Source organism: Methylobacterium sp. WL1 (assembly GCF_008000895.1).
Taxonomy (GTDB): domain Bacteria; phylum Pseudomonadota; class Alphaproteobacteria; order Rhizobiales; family Beijerinckiaceae; genus Methylobacterium.
Genome location: NZ_CP042823.1, coordinates 837,945 through 861,501 on the forward strand (window position 1 = coordinate 837,945; position 23,557 = coordinate 861,501).

General features: G+C 67.3%; 29 protein-coding genes. 22 read left to right on the forward strand and 7 right to left on the reverse strand.

All coding sequences use genetic code 11. From position 1 onward, the window contains the following. Positions 1-85: 85 nt before the first annotated feature. Positions 86-751, reverse strand: a complete 666-nt coding sequence (locus FVA80_RS04425; protein WP_147909524.1) for a DUF805 domain-containing protein — start codon at positions 749-751, stop codon at positions 86-88. Positions 752-1,106: 355 nt separating this feature from the next. Between FVA80_RS04425 and FVA80_RS04430 the strand changes: the two genes are divergently transcribed. The 16 genes from FVA80_RS04430 (at position 1,107) to FVA80_RS04500 (ending at position 9,977) form a co-directional block, all read left to right on the forward strand. After that, the gene (locus tag FVA80_RS04430; RefSeq protein WP_246692257.1) at positions 1,107-1,454 is read left to right on the forward strand and encodes a transporter substrate-binding domain-containing protein; all 348 of its coding nucleotides are present in this window, start codon (positions 1,107-1,109) and stop codon (positions 1,452-1,454) included. A gap of 69 nt (positions 1,455-1,523) precedes the next feature. Continuing rightward, complete coding sequence (locus FVA80_RS30985) at positions 1,524-1,793, forward strand: ABC transporter permease subunit (protein WP_246692258.1); 270 nt, start codon at positions 1,524-1,526, stop codon at positions 1,791-1,793. After that, positions 1,794-2,210, forward strand: a complete 417-nt coding sequence (locus FVA80_RS30990; protein WP_246692259.1) for a hypothetical protein — start codon at positions 1,794-1,796, stop codon at positions 2,208-2,210. It begins immediately after the preceding gene. A 294-nt stretch (positions 2,211-2,504) separates the two neighbouring features. Continuing rightward, positions 2,505-2,882 carry a hypothetical protein gene (locus tag FVA80_RS04440; RefSeq protein WP_147909523.1) on the forward strand — a complete coding sequence of 126 codons (378 nt, stop codon included), beginning with the start codon at positions 2,505-2,507 and terminating at the stop codon, positions 2,880-2,882. Positions 2,883-3,358: 476 nt separating this feature from the next. Beyond that, positions 3,359-3,727 (forward strand): 50S ribosomal protein L14, encoded by a 369-nt coding sequence (gene rplN / locus FVA80_RS04445; RefSeq protein WP_007557579.1) that lies wholly within the window; start codon positions 3,359-3,361, stop codon positions 3,725-3,727. Further along, positions 3,727-4,041, forward strand: a complete 315-nt coding sequence (rplX, locus tag FVA80_RS04450) for a 50S ribosomal protein L24 (RefSeq protein ID WP_007557581.1) — start codon at positions 3,727-3,729, stop codon at positions 4,039-4,041. The genes rplN and rplX overlap by 1 nt, the downstream gene beginning before the upstream one ends. Further along, on the forward strand, positions 4,034-4,600 hold the full coding sequence (gene rplE, locus FVA80_RS04455) for a 50S ribosomal protein L5 (protein WP_147853154.1): 567 nt from the start codon (positions 4,034-4,036) through the stop codon (positions 4,598-4,600). The genes rplX and rplE overlap by 8 nt, the downstream gene beginning before the upstream one ends. Positions 4,601-4,640: 40 nt before the next feature. Continuing rightward, the gene (gene rpsN, locus FVA80_RS04460; RefSeq protein WP_092039092.1) at positions 4,641-4,946 is read left to right on the forward strand and encodes a 30S ribosomal protein S14; all 306 of its coding nucleotides are present in this window, start codon (positions 4,641-4,643) and stop codon (positions 4,944-4,946) included. A gap of 10 nt (positions 4,947-4,956) precedes the next feature. Continuing rightward, complete coding sequence (gene rpsH, locus FVA80_RS04465; RefSeq protein ID WP_007557585.1) at positions 4,957-5,352, forward strand: 30S ribosomal protein S8; 396 nt, start codon at positions 4,957-4,959, stop codon at positions 5,350-5,352. Positions 5,353-5,374: 22 nt separating this feature from the next. Then, positions 5,375-5,908 (forward strand): 50S ribosomal protein L6, encoded by a 534-nt coding sequence (rplF, locus tag FVA80_RS04470; protein WP_147898533.1) that lies wholly within the window; start codon positions 5,375-5,377, stop codon positions 5,906-5,908. A gap of 10 nt (positions 5,909-5,918) precedes the next feature. Further along, complete coding sequence (rplR, locus tag FVA80_RS04475) at positions 5,919-6,281, forward strand: 50S ribosomal protein L18 (RefSeq protein WP_010686176.1); 363 nt, start codon at positions 5,919-5,921, stop codon at positions 6,279-6,281. A gap of 113 nt (positions 6,282-6,394) precedes the next feature. Then, positions 6,395-6,982, forward strand: a complete 588-nt coding sequence (gene rpsE, locus FVA80_RS04480; RefSeq protein WP_007557588.1) for a 30S ribosomal protein S5 — start codon at positions 6,395-6,397, stop codon at positions 6,980-6,982. A gap of 12 nt (positions 6,983-6,994) precedes the next feature. Continuing rightward, on the forward strand, positions 6,995-7,186 hold the full coding sequence (gene rpmD, locus FVA80_RS04485) for a 50S ribosomal protein L30 (protein ID WP_007557591.1): 192 nt from the start codon (positions 6,995-6,997) through the stop codon (positions 7,184-7,186). Between the two features lie 10 nt (positions 7,187-7,196). After that, a complete protein-coding gene (gene rplO, locus FVA80_RS04490) occupies positions 7,197-7,703 on the forward strand; it encodes a 50S ribosomal protein L15 (RefSeq protein ID WP_147909522.1) in 507 nt (168 codons plus the stop codon). A 154-nt stretch (positions 7,704-7,857) separates the two neighbouring features. Next, positions 7,858-9,204, forward strand: a complete 1,347-nt coding sequence (gene secY, locus FVA80_RS04495; protein WP_058192231.1) for a preprotein translocase subunit SecY — start codon at positions 7,858-7,860, stop codon at positions 9,202-9,204. A gap of 170 nt (positions 9,205-9,374) precedes the next feature. After that, on the forward strand, positions 9,375-9,977 hold the full coding sequence (locus FVA80_RS04500) for an adenylate kinase (protein ID WP_147909521.1): 603 nt from the start codon (positions 9,375-9,377) through the stop codon (positions 9,975-9,977). Between the two features lie 182 nt (positions 9,978-10,159). On the opposite strand, the gene FVA80_RS04505 is transcribed toward FVA80_RS04500, so the two are convergent. Then, positions 10,160-11,503: a glycosyltransferase 61 family protein gene (locus FVA80_RS04505; RefSeq protein ID WP_147909520.1), complete on the reverse strand. Its 1,344-nt coding sequence runs from the start codon at positions 11,501-11,503 to the stop codon at positions 10,160-10,162. A 684-nt stretch (positions 11,504-12,187) separates the two neighbouring features. Between FVA80_RS04505 and FVA80_RS30995 the strand changes: the two genes are divergently transcribed. Then, positions 12,188-12,418, forward strand: coding sequence for a hypothetical protein (locus FVA80_RS30995; protein WP_147909519.1), 231 nt, complete (start codon positions 12,188-12,190; stop codon positions 12,416-12,418). Positions 12,419-12,428: 10 nt separating this feature from the next. On the opposite strand, the gene FVA80_RS04515 is transcribed toward FVA80_RS30995, so the two are convergent. Continuing rightward, positions 12,429-12,791, reverse strand: a complete 363-nt coding sequence (locus FVA80_RS04515) for a hypothetical protein (protein WP_147909518.1) — start codon at positions 12,789-12,791, stop codon at positions 12,429-12,431. A 251-nt stretch (positions 12,792-13,042) separates the two neighbouring features. On the opposite strand from FVA80_RS04515, the gene rpsM reads away from it, so the two are divergent. The 5 genes from rpsM to rplQ all read left to right on the forward strand — a co-directional run bounded on the left by rpsM (position 13,043) and on the right by rplQ (position 16,599). Continuing rightward, complete coding sequence (gene rpsM / locus FVA80_RS04520) at positions 13,043-13,411, forward strand: 30S ribosomal protein S13 (RefSeq protein ID WP_147853146.1); 369 nt, start codon at positions 13,043-13,045, stop codon at positions 13,409-13,411. A gap of 171 nt (positions 13,412-13,582) precedes the next feature. Next, positions 13,583-13,972, forward strand: coding sequence for a 30S ribosomal protein S11 (rpsK, locus tag FVA80_RS04525; protein WP_007557606.1), 390 nt, complete (start codon positions 13,583-13,585; stop codon positions 13,970-13,972). Positions 13,973-13,997: 25 nt separating this feature from the next. Beyond that, the gene (locus FVA80_RS04530; RefSeq protein ID WP_147909517.1) at positions 13,998-14,870 is read left to right on the forward strand and encodes an MBL fold metallo-hydrolase; all 873 of its coding nucleotides are present in this window, start codon (positions 13,998-14,000) and stop codon (positions 14,868-14,870) included. Between the two features lie 105 nt (positions 14,871-14,975). Beyond that, positions 14,976-15,995, forward strand: a complete 1,020-nt coding sequence (locus FVA80_RS04535; protein ID WP_147909516.1) for a DNA-directed RNA polymerase subunit alpha — start codon at positions 14,976-14,978, stop codon at positions 15,993-15,995. A 193-nt stretch (positions 15,996-16,188) separates the two neighbouring features. Continuing rightward, positions 16,189-16,599 carry a 50S ribosomal protein L17 gene (gene rplQ, locus FVA80_RS04540; RefSeq protein ID WP_147909515.1) on the forward strand — a complete coding sequence of 137 codons (411 nt, stop codon included), beginning with the start codon at positions 16,189-16,191 and terminating at the stop codon, positions 16,597-16,599. A gap of 534 nt (positions 16,600-17,133) precedes the next feature. Here the strand turns inward: rplQ and FVA80_RS04545 are convergent. From FVA80_RS04545 to FVA80_RS04560, 4 genes are read right to left on the reverse strand one after another with little or no spacing between them, the layout of a single operon-like run. Continuing rightward, complete coding sequence (locus FVA80_RS04545) at positions 17,134-19,104, reverse strand: response regulator (RefSeq protein WP_246692260.1); 1,971 nt, start codon at positions 19,102-19,104, stop codon at positions 17,134-17,136. Continuing rightward, the gene (locus FVA80_RS04550; protein ID WP_147909514.1) at positions 19,101-20,822 is read right to left on the reverse strand and encodes a response regulator; all 1,722 of its coding nucleotides are present in this window, start codon (positions 20,820-20,822) and stop codon (positions 19,101-19,103) included. The genes FVA80_RS04545 and FVA80_RS04550 overlap by 4 nt, the downstream gene beginning before the upstream one ends. After that, positions 20,819-21,886, reverse strand: a complete 1,068-nt coding sequence (cheB, locus tag FVA80_RS04555; RefSeq protein ID WP_187193592.1) for a chemotaxis-specific protein-glutamate methyltransferase CheB — start codon at positions 21,884-21,886, stop codon at positions 20,819-20,821. Before cheB ends, FVA80_RS04550 begins: the two co-directional genes overlap by 4 nt. Then, positions 21,883-23,460: a response regulator gene (locus tag FVA80_RS04560; RefSeq protein ID WP_246692261.1), complete on the reverse strand. Its 1,578-nt coding sequence runs from the start codon at positions 23,458-23,460 to the stop codon at positions 21,883-21,885. Before FVA80_RS04560 ends, cheB begins: the two co-directional genes overlap by 4 nt. Positions 23,461-23,557 lie beyond the last annotated feature (97 nt).

A 23,557-nucleotide genomic window follows, 5' to 3' on the forward strand; every position in this document is an offset into this window, starting at 1 on the left:
CAGGTCAATGCGTCGATCGCGATATTCTGGGCACCGCGCCGATCGAGTGATCAGCCCGGCCGACAAACGCATGTGCTCCCGCATCCTATGCGCTCGGTGCGATGGGTGGAAGGCCGAACCGGTTCGGCTCCGCATCGCCGGCTTTTGCCAGCACCTGTACGATGAACCAGATCCAAAATCCGAAGGTGGCAACGCCAGTCAGCAAGGCGAGAGTGATGAACAAGGCAGGAACCCCGATCGCATGGCGGCTGTAAGATGAGAGAAAGCCGATCGATGCACAAAGGAAGGACAGCGGAGTGAGGACGTAAGGTACGGCGTTCAGCCAACCGGATCGATTGACATCATGGCAGCGCTTGATGCCGAGAGCGAGGCCGCACCACGCCGTAACAAAAAAAACGATTATGTTCACGCCTGGAATAAGGCCAAGAACAATGCTTACAATCATCAGCACTAAAAATCCAAAGTTCCAATATTCACGACGTCCGATGCGGCCATTTGGATTAAAATAGAAAGCAACCCAATCTCGCTGGCGAACAGCTTTACTGAAGGCCGGTGAGAAAACCGGGGCTTGACCGGGGACAGGGTATATTTCGCGTGCCTCACCATCGACAACTATGAAGTCCACCGCATGACCAGCCCGTGTGCTTTTACTGTTCAGATCTGAACTTGAGAAACGATAGCGCTGACCGTCATCGCCCGAGATTGCGCCCGGCGCATTTGCTTCGGGTACTGCCAGAATATATCCGCGCATTCGTCAAACCTCTCGTTTTTGCTCCCGTTATCATTGGGATGCAGAGATCACGACAATGTGCCTGGGAAACCGTTCAGTCAACGCGAGAGGAGATGTCGATTTTTGGTGATCACAAATGTATATATTGAATTTCAATACCATATTAATCGATATCATATTACTAAGGTGATACGTTACATTATCTGGCTCGCCCTTCTGTTATCTCATCGATTGATATTTTTTAACGCCCATAAACTCATCTCATTTCATTCGAACAGTCTCGGTCATACTAATAGAGTTTTACTTTTTAATATTAATATGATTGAATTCATATTTTGGCGAGAGAATCCTCCATTTCACAGTCAGTGCTTAAGCAATGTCGGCAGAGCGCACTCCTACAGCCGATAAGGGCACAACCAACGAGACCGTCCTGCGCCGGGACTTTTCGAACGCGACCGTGGTGGCGTTCGACGATACGCCCTTCGCCTTCGCGGCCCTGCGCAACGGCAACGTTCAGGCGAACACGCAGGACGGATCGAAGCTCGTCAATCTGCTGGCCACGGCTCCCGACAAAGAGAATCACGAGGTTCCGGCCTTCTCGATTTCCAACGACTACATCGGCGCCGGCATCCCGAAGGGTGAGACCCGCCTCCGCGCAGTGGTGGACGAGACGCTCCGGGAGCTGGAGGCCAGCGCGAAGGCTGCGGCGCTCTACGACCGCTGATTCGGCCCGAACACGACGTAGCCGCTGCCGTGCCTGTTCCGGATCGGCGACCACAGCTAGCCGACGGCGGTGAGTCCCTTCGGCGATCTGCTCGCGCCGCGCTACCTGGTCTGGCTGCTGCAGGGTTTCGGGGTCACCCTGGTCCTGTCTGCGTCGGTGTGCGTGGCCGGAACGGCGCTCGGCCTTGCCTTCTGCTGCCCGAAGGAGGCGGGGGGCCGGTTCGTGAAGGCGCGGAGTACCGCCTTTATCAACCTCACCCGGAACACGCCGTCGCTGGTGCAGCTGCTCTTCTGGTACTTCGGCGCCGTCGCGCTGATGCCGTCCTGGCTCACCGCCTGAGTGAATAGCCCACACGGCCTGGCCCTGGGGTCGGCCACCCTGCACCGGCCGGCCTACGAGACCCTGGCCGGCTTCCTCGGGCTGACGCTCTACGCCGCCGCCGACATCGCCGGGGAATGCCGGGCTGGCCTCGACGGCGTACGGCCTGCCCAGCGGGAGGCCGCTTTGGCCCTCCACCTGATCGATCTCCAGATCTTCCGCCAGATCGCGTTGCCGCTGGCCCTGCGCTTCGCCTGGCTGCCGGGGGTCGGCCAATATCTCAACACCATCAAGGACACGTCGCTGACCATGACCATCGGCCTCGCCGAGCTGTCCTATGCGTCCCGGGAGGTGGAGACAGAGACCTTCCTGGCCTTCCAGGTTTTCGGCATCGCGACGCTCCTGGAGAGCCTCGAATCGAGCCAGATCGCGCCGTGAACGGGCGCGGCTCGCGGCAGCCTGCTCCCAGCACCGCGCCGAAGGGCCATCAGGTCGAGACGAACCGCCGGACCCGGTCCGGTCTCGACCGCACCGCCCTCGAGCACCGCGTGATTCGGCATCGTCGAGGCCATCCGGGATGGTGCATCCAACGTGGGCGCCGGAACGGGGGCGTGCCGGATCGGGGCAGGGGCCCGGCAACACGGTCTACGGAAGATTAAAGCGAACCGTCGAAATGTCCCGATCGTCGGACGGCCCGTGGGCCGGCCTCTGTGTGCGTCGAGGATGTTGCGTATGGGTTGCGTCGCGGTCAGCAACGTCGTCCCCTTCCGGCGGATCGCCCCCGCCTCCGCGGCAGGCGAGCGGGACGCCCGCAACCGCCGCCGCAGCGAGCAACGCTCGCTCATGGACGCGGTCTACGCCACCGGCAGCATGATCGTCGCCGCCGAGGACCGTGAGATCAAGCTCACCGCGTCCCGCTTGCAGGTCTACGGCTTCCTGACGATCGAGGAGGTGACCGAGGAGGGCGGCATGCGGCGCCTGCGCCCCTCGGAGGCGATCCGGGCCCGGTCCGAGCGTCCGTGGCGCCTGTCGAAGCCGGCCTACGGAAGCGCCGTGACGATCCCGAGCCTCGACGACTTCCTGTTCGAATCAGCGGGCCAGCCCTTCTGAAGCCCTGAACGCCCGAGAGAGCCCAGCCGCCGCGCGAGGCTGCGCGGCGGACATGGCTGTGGTGTCGTTTCGATTTGTCGGCCGCCCCGTCTCGCCGCCCAGCCGCCGCGGAGACATCCTGGCGGAAGCCGTCCTCGACGCGCCGGACGCACATCGATAAGCCCGTGGTCGGCCGCGCCGGGACACCACGCTGCGCCAGCCATCGAATCGCCCCGACCGCGCCCGATCCCCCCCGATCCCACCGGCGAATGTGTCGCGATCGGCTTGCCTTTCGGGGCAGCCCGTAGTATCCGCCCGGCCTTCGCGACATTTCGATGGGTGCTCGCACCCTGTGAACGCGGTGACCGCGCCGGCGTCTCGGACGCCGCAAGCGCGGTCTATACCATGAGCCGGGGACATCAGATCCCCATCAGGCGTCGTCCGCCGGGCAATACCGTCCGTGTGCGGAAACCCGCCTGAAACAAGGAGTCACGCACGTGATCCAGATGCAGACGAATCTGGACGTCGCCGACAACTCGGGTGCACGCCGTGTGATGTGCATCAAGGTTCTCGGCGGGTCGAAGCGGAAGTATGCCGGCGTTGGCGATGTCATCGTCGTGTCGGTCAAGGAGGCGATCCCGCGCGGTCGCGTCAAGAAGGGCGACGTCATGAAGGCGGTCGTCGTTCGCACGGCCAAGGCCGTGAAGCGCGTCGACGGGTCGGTGATCCGCTTCGACAAGAACGCTGCGGTCCTGATCAACAATCAGAAAGAGCCGATCGGCACCCGCATCTTCGGACCGGTGCCGCGCGAGCTGCGCGCGCGCAACCACATGAAGATCATCTCGCTGGCGCCGGAGGTGCTGTGATGGCCGCGAAGATCAAGAAGGGCGACAAGGTCGTCGTACTCACCGGCCGCGATTCCGGTCGCTCGGGCGAAGTCATCCAGGTTCTGCCGAAGGAAGGCCGCGCTTTCGTGCGTGGCATCAACCTAGTCAAGAAGCACCAGAAGCAGACGCAGAACCAGGAAGGCGGCATCATCTCCAAGGAGGCCGCCATCCAACTCTCGAACATCGCGGTCGCCGATGCCAACGGCAAGCCGACCCGCGTGGGTTTCCGCATCCTCGAAGACGGGCGCAAGGTCCGATTCGCCAAGAGCACGGGGGATCAGATCGATGGCTGAGGCCGACAAGAACGCCTACACCCCGCGCCTGCGCAAGCACTACGACGAAGTGGTGCGCCAGAAGCTGATCGAGGAGTTCGGGTACAAGAACCCGATGCAGGTCCCGCAGATCGAGAAGATCGTCATCAACATGGGCGTCGGCGAGTCCACCGCTGACTCCAAGAAGGCGACCGTGGCGGCTGGCGACCTCGCGCTCATCGCCGGCCAGAAGCCGGTGATCACCCGGGCCCGCAAGGCCATCGCGACCTTCAAGGTCCGTGAAGGCATGCCGATCGGTTGCAAGGTGACGCTGCGCAAGCAGCGCATGTACGAGTTCATGGATCGCCTGATCACGATCGCGCTGCCGCGCGTCCGCGATTTCCGCGGCCTGAACCCGCGCTCGTTCGACGGCCGCGGCAACTACGCCCTGGGTCTCAAGGAGCACCTCGTGTTCCCGGAGATCTCTTACGACAAGGCCGAGCAGATGTGGGGCATGGACATCGTCGTGGCGACCACCGCCCAGACTGATGCCGAGGCCAAGGCACTGCTCGCCGCCTTCCAGTTCCCGTTCCGGCAGTGAGGCCCTCGCGCCTCATACGCGGACACCGGAGATAGACCACATGTCGAAGAAAAGCTCAGTCGAGAAGAATGAGGCCCGCAAGACGCTGGTGAAGCGTTTCGCGGCCAAGCGGAAGGCGCTGCTGGACATCGCCAACAACGACACCCTCGAGATGGAGGAGCGCTTCGAGGCGCGCCTTAAGCTCGCGGAACTGCCGCGCAACTCGTCGGCCACCCGCATCCGCAACCGCTGCGGCATGACTGGCCGGCCCCGCGCGTTCTATCGCAAGATGGGCATCTCGCGCATCGCGCTGCGGGAGCTTGGCAACCGGGGCCTGATCCCCGGCCTGGTCAAGTCGAGCTGGTAAGGAGGTCCCCATGGTCAACGATCCCGTGGGTGACATGCTCACCCGTATCCGCAACGGCCAGCTTCGCCGTCGCAACGTCGTTCAGACACCCGGCTCGCGCCTGCGCGCCAACGTCCTGAACGTCCTGAAGTCCGAGGGCTACATCCGCGACTACGCGGCGACCGACCTCGGCAACGGCCGTACCGAGTTCGCCATCGAGCTCAAGTACTACGACGGCCGCCCGGTGATCCGCGAAATCAAGCGCGTTTCGAAGCCGGGTCGTCGGGTCTACTCGTCGGTCGGTGATCTGCCGCACGTGGCCGACGGCCTCGGCGTCACCATCGTCTCCACACCGCAGGGCGTCATGGCCGACCACGAGGCGCGTGAGCGCAACGTCGGCGGTGAAGTGCTCTGCACCGTATTCTGATCGGGACGGAGGAGGTTATCCCATGTCTCGCGTAGGCAAGAAGCCCGTTCCCGTGCCGGCCGGCGTCACCGCCACCGTCACCGGTCAGACGGTGAAGATGAAGGGCTCTAAGGGCGAGCTGCAGTTCGACGTCCCCACGCTGGTCAGCGTGGAGATGAAGGACGGCGCGATCTCGGTCGAGCCGATCAACCAGTCCAAGCCGGCCCGTTCCCTGTGGGGCACGTCGCGGGCTCAGATCGCCAACATCGCCGAGGGCGTGTCGAAGGGCTTCGAAAAGAAGCTTGAGATCACGGGCGTCGGTTATCGTGCGGCGATGGCCGGTAAGGCCCTCAAGCTGTCGCTCGGCTACAGCCACGACATCGAGTACGCGATCCCCGCCGGGATCACGATCGTTACCCCGAAGCCCACCGAGATCACGATCACCGGGATCAACCGCCAGCAGGTCGGTCAGGTCGCCGCCGAGATCCGCGATTACCGCGGACCCGAGCCCTACAAGGGCAAGGGCGTGAAGTACGCGGGCGAGTTCATCTTCCGCAAGGAAGGCAAGAAGAAGTAAGGAGGGCATCATGTCTCGCAAGCTCGAAGCCCTCGATCGCCGCAAGGCGCGCGTCCGTCGCGCGCTGCGGGCGGCCGCCAACGGCCGTCCGCGGCTCTCGGTGTTCCGCTCGTCGAAGCAGATCTACGTGCAGGTCATCGACGACGTCGCCGGCAAGACGCTGGCCGCCGCCTCGTCGATCGACAAGGCACTCAAGGGTGAACTCAAGACCGGCGCCGATGTCGCCGCCGCCAAGGCGGTGGGCAAGCTGGTGGCCGAGCGCGCCAAGGCCGCGGGCGTCACGAAGGTGATCTTCGACCGCTCCGGCTACATCTACCACGGCCGCGTCGCAGCCGTGGCCGAGGCCGCCCGCGAAGGCGGCCTGGAGTTCTAAGGGAACTCACCCCGCGCGGCGTGATACCCGCGCGGCCATTCCCTCCCGTTTCCGGCGAGGGGAATCGAGCGAGCGGGTCCGAGGATCCGCGCTAGTGAGATAGGTTAGACAACATGGCACGTGAACGGGAAGGCGGGGGCCGCGGCCGCCGCGACGAGCGCGAGGAGCGCGACAGCGAATTCGTGGACAAGCTCGTCCACATCAACCGCGTCGCCAAGGTGGTGAAGGGTGGCCGTCGCTTCGGCTTCGCAGCCCTCGTCGTCGTCGGCGACCAGAAGGGCCGCGTCGGCTTCGGCCACGGCAAGGCCCGTGAGGTGCCTGAGGCGATCCGCAAGGCGACCGAGGCGGCCAAGCGCGGCCTGATCCGGGTGTCGCTGCGCGAGGGTCGGACCCTGCACCACGACGTGAACGGCCGCCACGGCGCCGGCAAGGTGATCCTCCGTGCGGCTCCGCAGGGTACCGGCATCATCGCCGGCGGCCCGATGCGCGCGGTGTTCGAGACGCTCGGCATGCAGGACGTTGTCGCGAAGTCGCTCGGCTCCTCCAACCCCTACAACCTCGTGCGCGCCACCTTCGAGGCGCTTAAGAACGAGGACAGCCCGCGCTCCGTGGCGGCCCGCCGCGGCATCAAGGTTTCGAGCCTCCAGGCCCGTCGCCGCGACGCCGATCCGGCCGACCAGTCCGAAGCTGCGGTCGCGTAAGGGGAGGGTCCGATGGCACAGAAGACCGTCCGTATCGAGCAGATCGGCTCGCCGATCCGCCAGGAGGCCAGCCAGCGCCAGACGCTGATCGGCCTGAAGCTCAACAAGCTCCACCGCGTGTCCGAGCTGGAGGATACCCCCTCCGTGCGCGGCATGATCCGCAAGGTTGCGCACCTCGTGCGCGTCCACGGCGACGTGGCGTGAGGAGGCACCGATGAAGCTCAACGAGATCAGCGACAATCCCGGCGCAACCAAGAATCGGATGCGTGTCGGTCGGGGCATCGGCTCCGGCAAGGGCAAGACCGCCGGCCGCGGCGTGAAGGGTCAGAAGGCCCGGACCGGCGTGTCCATCAAGGGCTTCGAGGGCGGTCAGATGCCGCTGCATCGGCGCCTGCCGAAGCGTGGCTTCAACAACCTCTACGCCCAGGATCTGAACGAGGTGAACCTCGGCCGGATCCAGGAGGCGGTGGACGCCGGTAAGCTCGACAAGGCCGCGACCGTCACGGTCGACAGCCTCGTCACCGCCGGCATCATCGCCCGGGCCCGTGACGGCGTGAAGCTGCTCGGCGTCGGCGAGCTGACCGCGAAGCTCAGCTTTGAGGTCACCCGCGCTTCCAAGTCCGCCATCGAGGCGGTCGAGAAGGCCGGCGGCTCGGTCAGCGTCGCATTCGCCACCGGCGTGTCGACCCGCGGCGGCGCCAAGGCCGAGGCCACGGCCTGACGGCCGGCATGGGAGCGACGCGGGGCCCCGTTGCACGGTCCCCGCGCACCCTTTAAGCCGATCCTTCGAGCGGCGGCCCTGCGACCACGCGGGCCGCCGTTTTCAATTCATCCGGGCGCCGTTCGCCCGGCGACACTCCCAGGACGCGACGCTTATGGCCTCAGCCGCCGAGCAGCTTGCCGCCAACCTCAATTTCGGTGCCATCGCGAAGGCCGATGAGCTGAAGAAGCGCATCTGGTTCACGCTCGGCGCCCTCGTGGTGTTCCGGCTGGGCACCTACATCCCGATCCCCGGCATCGATCCGGAGCAGTTCGCCCGGAACTTCCAGCAGCAGGCCGGCGGCGTGCTCGGGCTGTTCAACATGTTCTCCGGCGGTGCCGTCGAGCGCATGGCGATCTTCGCCCTCAACATCATGCCGTACATCTCGGCCTCGATCATCGTTCAGCTGCTCACCTCGGTGATCCCGAGCCTGGAAGCGCTGAAGAAGGAGGGTGAGTCCGGCCGTAAGGTGATCAACCAGTACACCCGCTACCTCACGGTGGTGCTGGCGCTTGTGCAGTCCTGGGGCATCGCGATCGGTCTCCAGAGCTCGTCCGCGGCCATCGATCCCGGCCCGTTCTTCCTGGCCTCGACGGTGATCACGCTGACCGGCGGCACCCTGTTCCTGATGTGGGTCGGCGAGCAGATCACCTCGCGCGGCATCGGCAACGGCTCGTCGCTGATCATCTTCGCCGGCATCGTCGCCCACCTCCCGGTCGCGATCGCGGGCGCTCTCGAGCTCGGCCGCACCGGCGCGCTATCGCCGATCATCATCCTGGGCGTCGCCGTGGCGGCCGTGGTGTTGGTCTACTTCATCGTGTTCATGGAGCGCGCCCAGCGCCGCCTGCTCATCAATTACCCGAAGCGCCAGGTCGGCAACCGCATGTACGAGGGCCAGACCTCGTTCCTGCCGTTGAAGCTCAACACGTCGGGTGTGATCCCGCCGATCTTCGCCTCGTCGCTCCTGCTCCTGCCGGCCACCGCGGCGAGCTTCTCCGCCAATGGCGGCAGCACCGGCTGGCTTGGCACCGTGACGGCCTATCTGGGCCACGGGACGCCACTGTTCATGGCGCTCTACGCGGCGCTGATCATCTTCTTCACGTTCTTCTACACCGCAGTGGTCTTCAATCCGCAGGAGACGGCCGACAACCTGAAGAAGCATGGCGGCTTCATCCCGGGCATCCGTCCGGGCGAGCGCACCGCGGCCTTCATCGACAAGGTGCTGACCCGGATCACGGTGATCGGCGCCCTGTACCTGACTCTCGTCTGCCTCTGCCCCGAGATCCTGTCGTCCTACGCCTCGGCGAGCCTTGGCTTCGGCGGGACCTCGCTGCTGATCGTGGTCTCGGTGACCATGGACACGGTCGCTCAGATCCACGGGCATCTGATGGCGCATCAGTACGAGGGCCTCGTGAAGAAGGCCAAGCTGCGTGGCGCCTCGACCACGCAACGCCGCCGCTGAGCCTGCTACAGAGGCGGGACGAAGCCACCGCCGCGCCCGCCTCTCAGCAAAAGGTCTGGATGCCTCCTGGCCCGGGACCGACTAGAAAAACCCGAGACGGGCGATGCCGGGGAGGCTTCGCCAACCGCCGCTTGTGCCCGTAGAGAGTCGGGCAGGACGAGGACAACGCCATGCGCATCATTCTGCTCGGCCCCCCCGGCGCGGGGAAGGGAACGCAATCCGAGCGGATCGTCGAGCGCTTCGGCATCCCGCAGCTCTCGACCGGGGACATGCTGCGCGCCGCGGTCGCCGCCGGCACGCCGGTGGGCCTCGAGGCCAAGGCCGTGATGGAATCGGGTGGCCTCGTCTCCGACCGGATCGTGGTCGGGATCGTTGCCGACCGGATCGAGGAACCCGACGCGAAGCGCGGCTTCATCCTGGACGGTTTCCCCCGCACTGTGGCCCAGGCCGAGGCGCTGGCAACCATGCTGTCCGGCAAGGACATGAACCTGTCCGCGGTCGTCGAGCTCAAGGTCGACGAGGACGCGCTGGTCGGGCGCATCCAGAAGCGGGCGGCGGAGACGCTCGCGCGCGGGCAGGCGGTGCGCAAGGACGACACCCCCGAGGTGTTCAAGCAGCGCCTGGAGGCCTACCGGGCCCTGACCGCGCCGCTTTCGGACTACTACGCCAAGACCGGTTTGCTCCACACCGTCGATGGCATGCAGCCGATCGATACCGTGACCACGGAGATCATGGCGGTGCTGGAGCCGCACGCGGAACGTGTGGAGTCCTGACCAAGACCGCCGGCACGCCGCATCATTCGGCGGCCGGCCTTGTGATGAATTCGAAGCGCGCGAAGCCGACGCTCAAGCAGCGGGCTGAGAGTGGTTCGATCCACGTTCGGTGGCGTAGACCTTAGGTTGGCGCAACGGCGATGATCGGCGATGGCGTCAGCGCCGTCGTTCTTTCAGGAAGATCACAGTTCTTCGACGGTACGGAGCGTGTGCGGCTCCGTGTTCGGAGCGAGCCGCGAAGAATCTTGGATGCCATCGGCGCCGACGCGAAGCGGGGCGTGGGGGTATATCCGGCCCGCAGGTAAATCGTTTCGAGCAGCTTGCCGGCATCCCTCTCGATCCCCATCGAGCCATGCCAGCGCACGGGCTAGGTGGTCTGGATCGAGGACGTAATCCGATTGCGCCGGCCGACCCGGATCGAGGGCCTTGCCGTAGCAGACGCCGTAGCGATGACCGCGCGCCGCTGCGAGGTCGAGATAATACGGATCGGTGAACGTTTCCGGGGCGAAGTATAGAATGCGCGTCCCTGGCGCGCAGAACAGCGTGTTCACCATCGCGGCGCCCATGCAGCCGACGACGCGCTCTGCACACGCGAAGGTCGCGGCCTGCTCCCGCGCTGAGATCCCCTCGGGATCGATCGGCTGGTAGCCGCGGGCCTGCAGGGTCCTGCAGAGGTCCACCCATCCGATCGGCACCCGGCCGCGATCACGTCGGCGAATCACGAACAAACGGGTCGGACGGCGCGGGGGCGATCGCCACCATCGCCGGTCCAGGCGACGCTTCATCGCGATGGCCCGAACGGAAAGGTCTGCGAGAGCCTGGGGATGCTTCGGGCCAGGCAGACCAGCCACCGGCGAGGCAAAGTAGAGGTCCGCCGCCCGGTAAGTCGTATCCGGTCGCAGCAACCGAATCGTGACGTCCCGGCGTCCGAGCAAGCCCCGGAGAAGCTCGATCCGCATCCTGTCGGTCGCCGGGACGAAACCGTGCAGCAACAGGCAGATGGGTCTGCGGAGACCGGACAGGCAGTCCACTGCCAGGAGGCGCGGCAGGTCTTCGGCCAGCCAATGTCCCCAGTTGAAGGTCCCGGAGGATGTCAGCAGGAGATAAGCGCAGGTCTTCGGAAGGGTCGTGGTCGGCCCGCTGGCTCCCGGTTGCGGGGGCGTGACGAGATCGGAGGGACGGAAAGTCTCGAACAGGAGCAGCGTTTCCCCATCGCGTGAGACCGTGATGCTCCGGTCGCAGATGCTCGCATTGTCGATCCGAACCAAAACACAGGCCGGTGCGACCGCTTGGACGCCGCCAACGAAGGCGAAAGCCCGATCCAGATTCGGCCGGAGGGCGGGATCGGCGAAGATCGCGTCCGGATCGAGAGTGCGGGTGTAGCAGGCCGGATCGTAGAGATTCGCGACGGAAACGATCTCCGGGGCCGGCGTTGCGTGCAGTCGATGCAGCATATCCAGATCACCCGGAAAGCCGCCCGACGCATAGATCGATGGATCGCAGGAAATGTAGCGCGATGCGCACATGGACTCATGCGGATTACTCCGCTCGTCGCCAAAGATATTTTATGTGAAACTCTGATTCTTCCCAAGGTCAAGCAGGATTCACGCAGCGTGGCACCGCTGGAAGTCATTCCGCGCGAGCCTAATTGATCGACATCAATTCATACCTTGGATCAGTATATCGTATTAAAACATGAACTATTTCTTACATTTGCGGCTTAAGGTGGATATATGATCAAAAAGCGAGTTCTGATCTTGCGAACCGCGAGGAGAGAGCATGCAAAAACTCAAACCGGTGATCACAGAAATCTTGGTGGTGCTGAGACCGTAGGCCGAGCGCGGCCCCTCCTGCCGCAAACGCCAGCATGCCGCATGCATTCGGATGCCGGCCGCTACCGGAGGACACATCCGTCAGTTCCATCTTGCGCCACGATCCTGCGCGCGGCGAGAAACCAGCAGGCGACACTCGCGGGGTGGCATCGACGGGCCGACCGGCCCTGCGGCGCGTTGCGTCGGTCCCATGGGGCCGGCACCGAACGCGGTCCCATTACACAGCCCGGCATGCGCTTGGTCGCTCGACCGGATGTGCGAGATCTGATCGCCCGGTCGTGGGACGCCGTCTCGAACGACGAATCGCCCGGGATCGGAGCGTGCGGTGAACCATAGGCGCAGCCGGAGGTTGATGGCGAAACACGATCGGGAGTCCCGATGACCGCCCTCCGTATCCCCGCAAGCCTTCTGCTTCTGGCCGTGGTGCTGGCGCCCCTCCCGGTCGCGGCGCAGAGCCCCGCGCAATCCTTCGTCTACGGGGAGAAGCGTTTCCGGCATGCGTGTCGGCCGCCTCTCAAGTATGCGGCGGGTGCGTGCGTCCGCCGCTGCCCGGCCGGCTACCAGACGATGGGCGGTTATTGCCGGTACCGAAGCCAGCGATTCCGTTGACGCGGCGGCGTCAGCGATCCCCAGGCCCCTCCGCCCGCAACGCTCCAAAGAAATTGACGATGTCCATCGGCAGCGCGCGGCGTCCGAATAGACGGGTGGGATTGCCGTCGGTGCGGTCGTCGCGCAGTTCGACCATCGCGGTCATGCTGTTGTAGCGGAACACCATCCGGCGGCCCGCGAAGGTCGCCCAGAGCTGGCCGGGACCGTCATCCTCGGTTTGGAGTGCGATGGTACCGGGCTGGGCCTCGGTGAGGATGCCACCGACGACCGCAAGGATCACCGGGACGACTTCCTCGGCATTCTCTTCGGCGGCCCGAAGGACCGAGTCTGCGAAAGCCCGCAGGGTGGCGCCGTCGCTGGTCAGAACCGACATCTGTGCTCCCTCGGTGACCCTGGCATGGTCCGCGCGCGACGCATGGAAGCGCGGCCGATCGTTCACCAGTCGTTGACATCTGGGCCCGCGCACGCTAGCAGGCCCTCCTTCGTCCAATCGATCGCTGGTCCGAGGTGCCCTGTCCAGGGCCGCCCCAGGGCCACGTTGTCGTTTGGCGCGCGCAGGGGCCGGCCTCCACCGGACGCGCGCGATCAACGCCCGCATCGCCGGGCCTCAGATGGAGCGTGATCATGGCCCGTATCGCAGGCGTCAACATCCCGACCAACAAGCGCGTCGTCATCGCGCTCCAGTACATCCACGGCATCGGCTCTAAGAAGGCCGAGGAAATCACCCAGAAGGTGAACATCCCCGCCGAGCGTCGCGTGAACCAGCTCACCGACGCCGAGGTGCTGCAGATCCGCGAGACGATCGACCGCGACTACATCGTCGAGGGCGACCTGCGCCGCGAAGTTTCGATGAACATCAAGCGCCTGATGGATCTTGGCGCCTATCGCGGTCTGCGTCACCGCAAGCAGCTGCCGGTCCGCGGCCAGCGCACCCATACCAACGCCCGCACCCGCAAGGGCAAGGCGAAGCCGATCGCCGGCAAGAAGAAGTAATTCTCCACTTGGAAGGCCGTGCTGAGCTCGGCCTTCCTTCCGTCGTGTTGGTGTCCCGCGAGGGATCCCGCATCGGGCCGGACCGCCCTTCACGGGCGCGCCGGCCGAGTCCCCAAAAGAATCCCGAGCGCCTGGAATTACGGGCGCGCTTGAAGGAAGAGTGAGACCCGAATGGCCAAGGAACCGCAACGCGTCCGCCGGCGCGAACGCAAGAACATCGTGTCGGGCGTCGCCCACGTGAACGCTTCGTTCAACAACACGATGATCACCATCACGGACGCGCAGGGCAACACGATCTCGTGGTCCTCCGCCGGCGCGATGGGCTTCAAGGGCTCGCGCAAGTCGACGCCGTACGCCGCGCAGGTTGCCGCCGAGGATGCCGCCCGCAAGGCGTCCGAGCACGGCATGCGCACCCTCGAGGTCGAGGTGTCCGGCCCGGGTTCGGGTCGTGAGTCGGCGCTGCGCGCGCTCCAGGCCGCGGGCTTCACGGTCACCTCGATCCGCGACGTGACCTCGATCCCGCACAACGGCTGCCGTCCGCGCAAGCGTCGTCGGGTCTGAACCAGTCGGTCTGACGGAGAAGCTCATGACGGGATCGAAGCCGCTTCCGGGCGTGCTGCGTTGGAACCTCGGCGACCTCACGGTCACCGCGCTCAACGACGGCTGGTTTCAGGCCAGCCTCGATCTCGTCACGGGGATCCCGAAAGACGAAGCCGGCAAGCTCCAGGTTGCGGGCTTCCGCACCGAGCAGCCCAAGATCACGCTGAACGCCTTCCTGATCACCGGTGCCGGCCGCAAGCCGGTGTTGATCGATACGGGATACGGCGACTTTGCCCCGGTGGAGACCCTGGGGCGGCTCAGCACGGCTTTGGCGCTCACCGGCGTCAAGCTCGAGGAGATCGAAACCGTCCTGGTCACGCACCTGCATCCCGACCATGTCGGCGGGCTGGTCAAGAACGGGGCGGCCCGGTTCCCCAACGCCGAGATCGTGGTGCATGCCGACGAGGCGGCGCACTGGCTGCCGGACGACGCTCTCTCGCGGGCGCCGGACGAGGCCAAGCCGTACTTCGAAAACGCCCGAAAGGCGGTCGCGCCCTACACCAAGCGGATGCGCGAGCATCGCGGCGGTGAGGTCCTGCCGGGGATCAGCGCGGTCCACCTGCCGGGTCATACCCCCGGGCATTGCGGTTTCCGCATCGTCTCCGGTGGACAGTCGCTGCTGATGTGGACGGACGTGGTGCACCTGCCCGCGATCCAGTTCAAGAACCCGGAGGCGGGTGTCGGATTCGACGTCGATGGCGACCAGGCGCGTGCGACGCGCAAGGCCATCATGGACGAGGTGGCGCAGGAGCGGACCTTCATCGCAGGTGCGCACCTGGAATTCCCGGCCCTCGGCTACGTGGATCGGGACGGGGCCGGGTACCGCTTCGTGCCGGCCCTCTGGGTCGGTGGCGAATAACAGACTTGAATTCAGGGACCGTTCGGGGCGCCAGGGGGCGGCGCCGGGCGGCCGAAGCGCGGGAACGGGTGTCGCGGATCCCGAGCATGGACGAGAGGTAGGATCGTGGTCATTCAGAAGAACTGGCAGGAACTGATCAAGCCGAACAAGCTGCAGGTCTCGACCGGCGACGACCCGAAGCGGGTCGCCACCGTCGTGGCCGAGCCGCTCGAGCGCGGCTTCGGCACCACCCTGGGCAACGCCCTGCGCCGGGTGCTCCTGTCCTCGCTCCAGGGCGCGGCCGTGACCTCGGTGCAGATCGACGGCGTGCTGCATGAGTTCTCCTCGATCCCGGGCGTCCGCGAGGACGTCACCGACATCGTCCTGAACATCAAGACCATCGCGATCCGGTCGCAGACCGATGCGCCCAAGCGCATGACCCTGCGCAAGACCGGCCCGGGCACCGTCACGGCGGGTGACATCGGCACGGTCGGCGACATCCAGATCCTGAACCCGGAGCTGGTGATCTGCACGCTGGACGACGGCGCCGAGATCCGCATGGAGTTCACGGTCGCCACGGGCAAGGGTTACGTTCCGGCCGAGCGCAACCGTCCAGAGGACGCGCCGATCGGCCTGATCCCGGTGGACGCGCTGTTCTCCCCGGTGACCAAGGTCAGCTACCGCGTCGAGACCACCCGCGAGGGCCAGGATCTCGACAAGGACAAGCTGACGATGACGATCGAGACCAACGGTGCCGTGGGCCCGGAAGACGCGCTGGCCTATGCCGCGCGGATCATCCAGGACCAGCTGCAGGTCTTCGTGAACTTCGAGGATCCGCGCAAGGAAGAGGCTGCCCCGCTGGCCCCGCAGCTGCCCTTCAACCCGGCTCTGCTCAAGAAGGTCGACGAGCTGGAGCTGTCGGTCCGGTCGGCGAATTGCCTGAAGAACGACAACATCGTCTACATCGGCGACCTGATCCAGAAGTCCGAGGGCGAGATGCTGCGGACCCCGAACTTCGGCCGCAAGTCGCTCAACGAGATCAAGGAAGTGCTGGCCGGCATGGGCCTGCACCTCGGCATGGACATCCCCGGCTGGCCGCCGGAGAACATCGAAGATCTCGCCAAGCGCTTCGAAGAGCATTACTGAGGCGAAGCGGCTTCGGGCCGGACTTGGCGGCGCTGTACGGTGCCGTCCGTCGGGCCTGGCCAGATACGGACCTCCGCAGGCCTGACGCGAAGTCCAAAAAATCCCGCCGCGGGGTTACGCGGATAACAACAGCCTCGATGAGGCACCCGGCCGTACCGTGGCACGGCGGCCGAGATGAGAAGGAAGCCAAATCATGCGTCACGGTTATCGCGGTCGCCGCTTCAACCGCACAGCCGAGCATCGCAAGGCGATGTTCGCCAACATGTCGGTCGCGCTGCTGAAGCACGAGCAGATCGTCACCACCCTGCCGAAGGCCAAGGACTTGCGTCCCGTGGTCGAGAAGCTCGTCACCCTGGGCCGCATCGACAGCGTGCACACCCGCCGTCTCGCCATGGCGCAGCTGCGCGACGGCGACATGGTCAAGAAGCTCTTCGCCGTGATCGGCCCGCGCTACCAGGGCCGTCCGGGCGGCTATCTCCGCATCATGAAGGCGGGCTTCCGCAAGGGCGACAACGCCCCGCTGGCCGTGATCGAGTTCGTGGATCGCGACGTCGAGGCCCGCGGCAAGGATTCCGGTCAGGTCGAGGTCGCCGAGGCGGCCTGAGCGAAGCTCCAACGATCCAGCTTAAGAAAGCCGTCCCGGGACCGTCCGGGGCGGCTTTTTCGTGTTCGTGCAGAGCCCAAAAAAACCCGCCGGCTTGCGCCGGCGGGCCTGAAGCAGGGTCTACGTTTCGAAGCGTCGCGGGAGCTCGCCCTGGCGGTCAGTGTCGGCCTGACCGGGAACTCGACCGCGCGGCAGCTTCGAAACCTCTATCCCTGCCGATTCTTGTTGGGTGGATCGTCCTGATCCGTGTCAGCATCGCGCCGAATGCCTGGGAAGATACCGTGATTGCTCATGGTTCACCTCCACGATCGTAACCCGGAGCGTGACGGCTCCGTGGAGGATCAATGAGCCGGTAACACGGTGGTTCCCGAGAATTTCCGGCCCCCGGGCCCGGGAAGCTGCGTTCCCGGTTTCGAGAGCGGGCAGGGGCGTCGCGTTCCCAGGGGCCTGTGCGCCCCTTGCCGGACCGATCAGTCCGCCCGTGCGAGCTTCTCGAGCGTCGGCAACGCCGGCAGGGTACCCCCCCCGTCGGGTTTATCCCCGCCCCGGATCAGACCCGTCCAGCAGCGCCGAGACCCGGTTCGCCAGGTCGGCCGAGCGGAACGGCTTGGTCAGCACCGGCAGATCGTCCGGAATCTGCATCGCCTCCGCATGGCCGGTGAGGATCAGCACCGGCAGGCTCGGGTCGCGGCCGCGGATCTCGGCGGCGAGCTCGATGCCGCTCATGCCCGGCATGGCGAGGTCGGCTACGATCAGGTCGAAGCGGCCAGGCGCGAAGGACCGGAGCGCGGCCTCGCCGTCGCCGGCCTCCGTGGCGTCGTGGCCGAAGCCCGCCAGGAACGAGGCGGTGACATGCCGGACCTGCGCGTCGTCGTCGACCACCAGGATCCGCGCCGAACGGGCTGCCATCGGGGCGTCGTCCTGCTCACCGGCCACCTGCTCGGGTGCCTCGGTCGCGAAGGGCAGGGCGAGCTCGACCCGCGTTCCCCGGCCGACCTCGCTCTCGATGGCGAGCCGGCCCTTCGATTGCTGGGTGAGGCCGAACACCATGGCGAGGCCGAGGCCCGTGCCCTGACCCACCGCCTTGGTGGTGAAGAACGGCTCGCAGACCCTGCGCAGGATCTCGTCCGGGATGCCGGTGCCATCGTCGGTGACGCTGATACCGAGATAGGAGCCGTCGGCGATCTCGGGGTCGCCCGCGATGTCGAGGCGCCGGGTCGCCACCATGATGGTGCCGCCCTCCGGCATCGCGTCCCGGGCGTTGATGCACAGGTTGAGCACGGCCAGTTCGAGCTGGTCCGGATCGACCTGAACGGCGGGCAGGCCCTCGGTCAGGTCGGTGCGGACGCTGACCAAGCCGCCGAGACTGCGGCCGAACAGGTCGCTCATCCCGCCGATCAGGGCGTTGACGTCCGTGGCGCGGGCCTGGAGGTCGTGCGCGCGGCTGAAGCTCAGCAGGCGCTTGGTCAGGGAGGCGCCGCGCTCGGCCGCGCCGCGTGCATTCTCGATCAGGCGCTGCACCCGCGGCAGGTCGGCGACCTTGGGGGCGGCGAGTTCCAGGCTGCCGAGGATCGCGGTAAGCAGGTTGTTGAAATCGTGCGCGATGCCGCCGGCCAGGGTGCCGAGCGCCTGCATCTTGTCGGATTGGCGCAGCCGGGCCTCCAGGGTCCGCTGCTCGGTCACGTCCCGCTCGATCACCGCGAGATGACTGATCGCGCCGCCCGCATCGCGGATCGGCACCCGGGTGACGTGGCTCCAGAGTTCTGCACCGACCGGGCCGTCGCTGGTCAGGCTCTCGGCGACCGCCCCGGAGCGGATCGCGGCGGCATCGGCCTCGGCCACGGCGCCGCCCTTCGCGCCGATCAGGTCGCCCTCCCGTTGCCCGAGGCAGCCCGAGACGTCCCGGCCGAGCTGGGCCGCCTTGCGGGCGTTGAGGCGCACGAAGCGCCCGTCCGCGTCCTTGAAGCTGATCGCGTCCTGAGCGTGGTCGAGCAGACCGCGCAGCAGGGCCCGCTCGGTGGCGAGGTCGCGGCCGAGCCGATGGCGTTCGAAGGCCTGCCGGACCGTGGAGCGCAGCAGGCTCGCGTCCCAGGGCTTGGTGACGTAGCCGACGATGCCGCCGCGGTTGAGCGCGGCGATCACCGCGGTGATGTCGGCATAGCCGGTGAGCAGGATCGCCTGCGCGTCGTGGAAGGCGCGTGCCTCGGCCAAGAGCGCGTCGCCGGTGAGGCCGGGCATGCGCTGGTCCGACAGCACCACGGCGATGTCGGGCTCGGCGTGCAGGATCTCGAGCGCCTCGTTCGGGTTCGAGGTCGTCAGAACCCGGTAGGAATCCTCGAACAGGTCCTCCAGGGCGATCAGGATATCCGGCTCGTCATCGACGGCCAGGATGGTCCCGCGGGGGCCATCGAACCCGGCCCCGTTCTCGTGCAGTGAATGCGTATCCGTCACCGAACCGGTGTCCATCGCAGCGGGGAATGCTCGTCCTGCCGTGCCTTCACTCATGCGCTGGACGCCTGCCGCGGAATCCCGATCACGAAGCAGGCTCCCCCGTCCGGCGCCGCCTCCACGGTGAGCGAGCCGCTATGCGCCTGAACGACGCTGTAGGCAATCGCAAGACCCAGGCCGGTGCCTGAGCCCACGGGCTTTGTCGTGAAGAACGGCTCGAATATCTTTTCACGTAGGTCTTCCGGGATACCAGGACCAGTATCGCTGATGCGGATCTCGTCGACCTCCGGGTTCGACAGGGTATCGATCCGGATCATGCCGCCCTCCGGCATGGCGTCGGCGGCGTTGCCCAGGATGTTCATCACCACCTGGTTGAGCAGCGCCGGGGTGCAGTGGATTTCGGGCCGGCCGGCGAAGCTGCGCTCCACCGCGATCCGGCCGCCGAGCTTGTGCTGGATCAGCGCCAGCACGGTCTCGATCGCCTCGGGCACGTTGACCAGGGCCCGCTCGCCCTCGTCGAGGCGCGAGAACTTGCGCAGGTTGAGCACCAGATCCTGGATCCGGGTCAGCCCCATCCGCATCGACCCGACCCGTTGACGGGCCTTGTCGACGGCGCGGGAGGCCGCCTCCGGGGCAGCGTTCGGCAATTCGTTGAGCAGGCGCTCGACCGTACCCTGATGGGCCAGGATGAAGGCCAGGGGATTGTTGATCTCGTGGGCGATGCCGGCGACCAGCTCGCCGAGCGAGGCCATCTTGGCAGCCTGGACCAGCTTGGCCTGGGCCTCGGTGATCTGCCGATTGGCGTCGGCGAGGTCGCGGTTGGCCCGCTCCAGGGCGTCGGCGAGGCGGGCGCGCGCCTCGGAGGCCTCGGCCTCGGCGCGGGCGCGCTCCACCGCCCGCTCGCGCTCGCCGAACTGGCCGGCGATGCGACGGTCGTCCTCCTCCAGCAGGCGGCGGCGCACGAAGCCGCGCACCCGCAGGGCCAGCACCTCGGCATCGGTCTTGGAGACAACATCGTCGGCGCCGGCCGCGAAGGCCTCGACCAGAAAGTCCTTGGCCGGATCGCTGCCGGCGATGCCCACGAGGTGGAAGCCGGCCCCGGCGGCCTGGCCGGAGCGGCGCTGGCTGATCGCCCGGCACAGGGTGAGGCCGTCATAGGCGTGGCCGAGCAGGTCGACGGTCACGCAGTCGAACGCATCCTCGCCCACTCCGTTGAGCGATTCGAGCGCGGCCTCCGGCCCGTCGGCGGTGGCAACGTGGTGCCCCTCCTGCCCGAGCAGGCCCGCCAGGAAGGTCCGGTAGGTCAGGCTGCCGTCGATCACCAGGATCCGCCCGCGCCGGAACGCGGCGGCACCGGGCCCCTCGCCCTCGGCGGAGGGGCGGCGCTCGCGCAGAAGGGCGCGGATGCGCAGAATCATCAGGTCGCGGTCGGCGGATTTCGGCAGGTAGGCGTCGGCGCCGCTCTCCAGGCCCTTCCGTTCGCCGCCACCGCCGCCGGTGAGCATCAGCACCGGCAGGGCCCGGGTGCGCAGGGACAGGCGCATCTGGCGGATCAGCTCGTCGCCATCCATGCCGGGCAGGTGATAATCGGCCACCACGAGGTCGGGCTGGCTGCGGTTGAGATGGTCGAGGGCGGCTTCTGCGGAGGGGCAGCGTTCCACCGAGAAACCGTTCGCCTCAAGGAGAAGGCGCAGTTCCAGAGCCTGCGTCTCCGAATCCTCCACGAGCAGGATCCGGGCAGGCCCGTCCTGGGCGCCGGCCTCGCTCCGGCTCACGGCCGCGCCCCGGGATCGGCAAGCCGCAGGACGTGGTCGCCGATCCGGTCGAGGGGCAGGATCGCGCGGGCGGCGCCGAGCCGCACCGCCGCCGCCGGCATGCCGTAGACCACAGCGGTGCTCTCGTGCTCGGCCACGGTCTGGGCGCCGGCCCGGTGCATGTCGGCGAGGCCGACCGCCCCATCCTCGCCCATGCCGGTGAGCAGCACGCCGATCCCCGAGGGTCCGACCTGACGGGCCAGAGAGCGGAACAGCACCGTGGCGGCCGGGCGCTGGCCGGAGACGGGTTCGGTGGCGATCACGCGCATCACCCGGCCGGAGCCGATCTCCAGGTGCCGGTCACCGGGCGCCACGTAGACGCAGCCGGGCTCCGCGCGCTCCCCGTCCTGCGCCAGCGAGACCGGCAGGGCCACGACGCTGTCGAGCCAGGTGGCGAAACCCTCCATGAAGGCCGGGCCCATATGCTGGACTACCAGCACCGGCAGCGGAAAGGTTTTGGGCAGGGCGCCGATCACCCGGGCGAGCGCCGGCGGACCGCCTGTCGACGCGCCGATCGCCAGCAGGCTCGGCGCCTGCGCCGCCGCCTCGGTGGGGGCGGCGAAGGAGGCCAGGCTGGTTCGTCCGGCCCATTCGGCACCGATCGGCCGCCGCCGGATCACCGGGACTTGCGCCATAATTCGAAGCTGGGTGCAGATCTCTCCGGCCACCGCCTCGTAGCCCGCATGGGTCGTCGCCACGGGCTTCTCGACCACCGACAGGGCGCCGGCGCGCAGCGCATTCATGGAGATGCGGAGCGACGAATCTTCCACCGCATCGGCGATCACGACGATCGGGGTCGGTTGCTCCGCCATGATCCGGCGGGTGGTCTCGAGACCGTCGATGCCGGGCAGGCGGATATCCATGGAGATCACGTCCGGCCGCACCGTCTGAAGGGTGGCCAGGGCCTCCTCGCCGGAGGGCACCGCGGCCACGAGTTCGAGCCGGGGATCGCGCGACACGATGTAGCGCAGCAACTCGCGCACCACGAGGCTGTCCTCGACGAGCATGACCCGGACGGGCGTCATAGCAGCTGTCCGATCGTGTCGAGCAGCTGGCGCTGGTCGAATTTCTGCTTGGTTAGGTAGGCGTCCGCGCCGAGGTCGAGGCCGCGGGAGACGTCGGCCGCATCCCCGCGCGAGGTCATCAGGATTGTTGGGAGCCGGGCGAAGCGGGTATCGGCGCGCAGGGCCTTGAGCAGGCCGAAGCCGTCGAGGCGCGGCATCTCCACGTCGGCCAGCACAAGATCGATGGGCTCGATCTCGGCGCGCAGCCGGTCGAGGGCGTCCTGACCGTCGACGCAGACGACCACGCGGTAGCCGGCGGCTTCCAAGATGCCCTTCTCCAAGGTGCGGGTGGTGATCGAGTCGTCGACGACCAGGATGGTCGCCCGTGCGGTGGCGCGGGGCGCGGTCGTCGAACGTGGAGCCTGCGCCATCGTTCCGAGCGAAAGGCCCGACGCCATCGACGCGGCCCGGGCGGCGAGGCCGTCGGGGTCGAGGACCAGCACCGGCACGTCGCCGGGCAGGACAGCCGTCCCGGCGATCAGGCCGGGATCGGCCCCGAAGGCCGGCGCCGGCAGGACCAGTAAAGCGCGGACGTCGTGCAGGCGGTCGACCCCGAGCGCCAGGCGGCCGCCGCCGGCCCGCAGCAGCACCGCGGTCAGGATCGTCGGGTCCTGACCGGCCGCGTCCGGGGCGGTCGGCGCTTGGCCCAGGATCTCGGTGAGGGCGGCGACCGGATGGTTCGTCGCGGCATCATCCGCGCCGATCCGCAGGATCGTCCGCCCCAGGGCGATGGGCAAGCCGGTGCGGTCCATGCGCAGCAGCCGCTCCACCGCGCCGCCCGGCAAGGCATAGGTCCGCCCGGCCGCCTCGACCAGCAGCAGGCTGCGCCGGGCCGCCGAGAGCGGCAGGCTGAACACCAGGGCGGTACCGGCGGGCTCGCGCGGCTCCAGGCGCACGCTGCCGAGCAGCTGGCGGGCGGCATCCGCGGCCACGGACAGGCCGTAGCCCCGCCCCGACAGGGTATCGACCGCCTCCGCGGTGGAGAAGCCGGGCTCGAAGACGAGGCGCAGCAGGGTCTCGGGGTCAGCTTCCTCCCCGGGGGCGATCAGGCCGCGGGCGCGGGCTGTGGCGGCGATCCGGGACAGGTCCGGCCCCGGCCCGTCATCCGTGACGGTGACCTGCAGGCGCGAGCCGCGCACGGCCACCTCCAGCCCGAGCGCCAAGGCCTCGGGTTTGCCGGCGGCACGGCGGATCTCCGGACTCTGCCAGCCGTGGCTCAGGGCGTTGCGCAGGGCGTGGAGCAGCGGATCCTTCAGGGCCTGGAGCAGGCCGCGCTCCACAGGCAGGTCGAGGCCGCGCAGGTCGAGATCGACGTCGCGGTCCTGCTCCCGGGCGGTCTCGCGGATCGAGCGGGCGAGGGGGCCGAGCACGGTCTCGGCCGGCACCAGGGCGAGGCGCTCGGCCTCGGCGCGGACCCGGAACGCCGCGCCCTCGACCGCGCTGGTCGCCGCGGCCTGACGGCGGGACAGCTCCGCGGCCTCCCGGGCGAAGCCGCCGAGATGGCCGCCAGCGCGCAGCCTCCGCCTCGTCCGCAACGGATTTGCCGCCAGCGCCCGGCGCCGGCCCGCATGTCGCGGGCGAGCCGGGCGAGGCGCGCCAGGCCCGGCGGCGGGGCCTGCGCCGCAAGGGTAC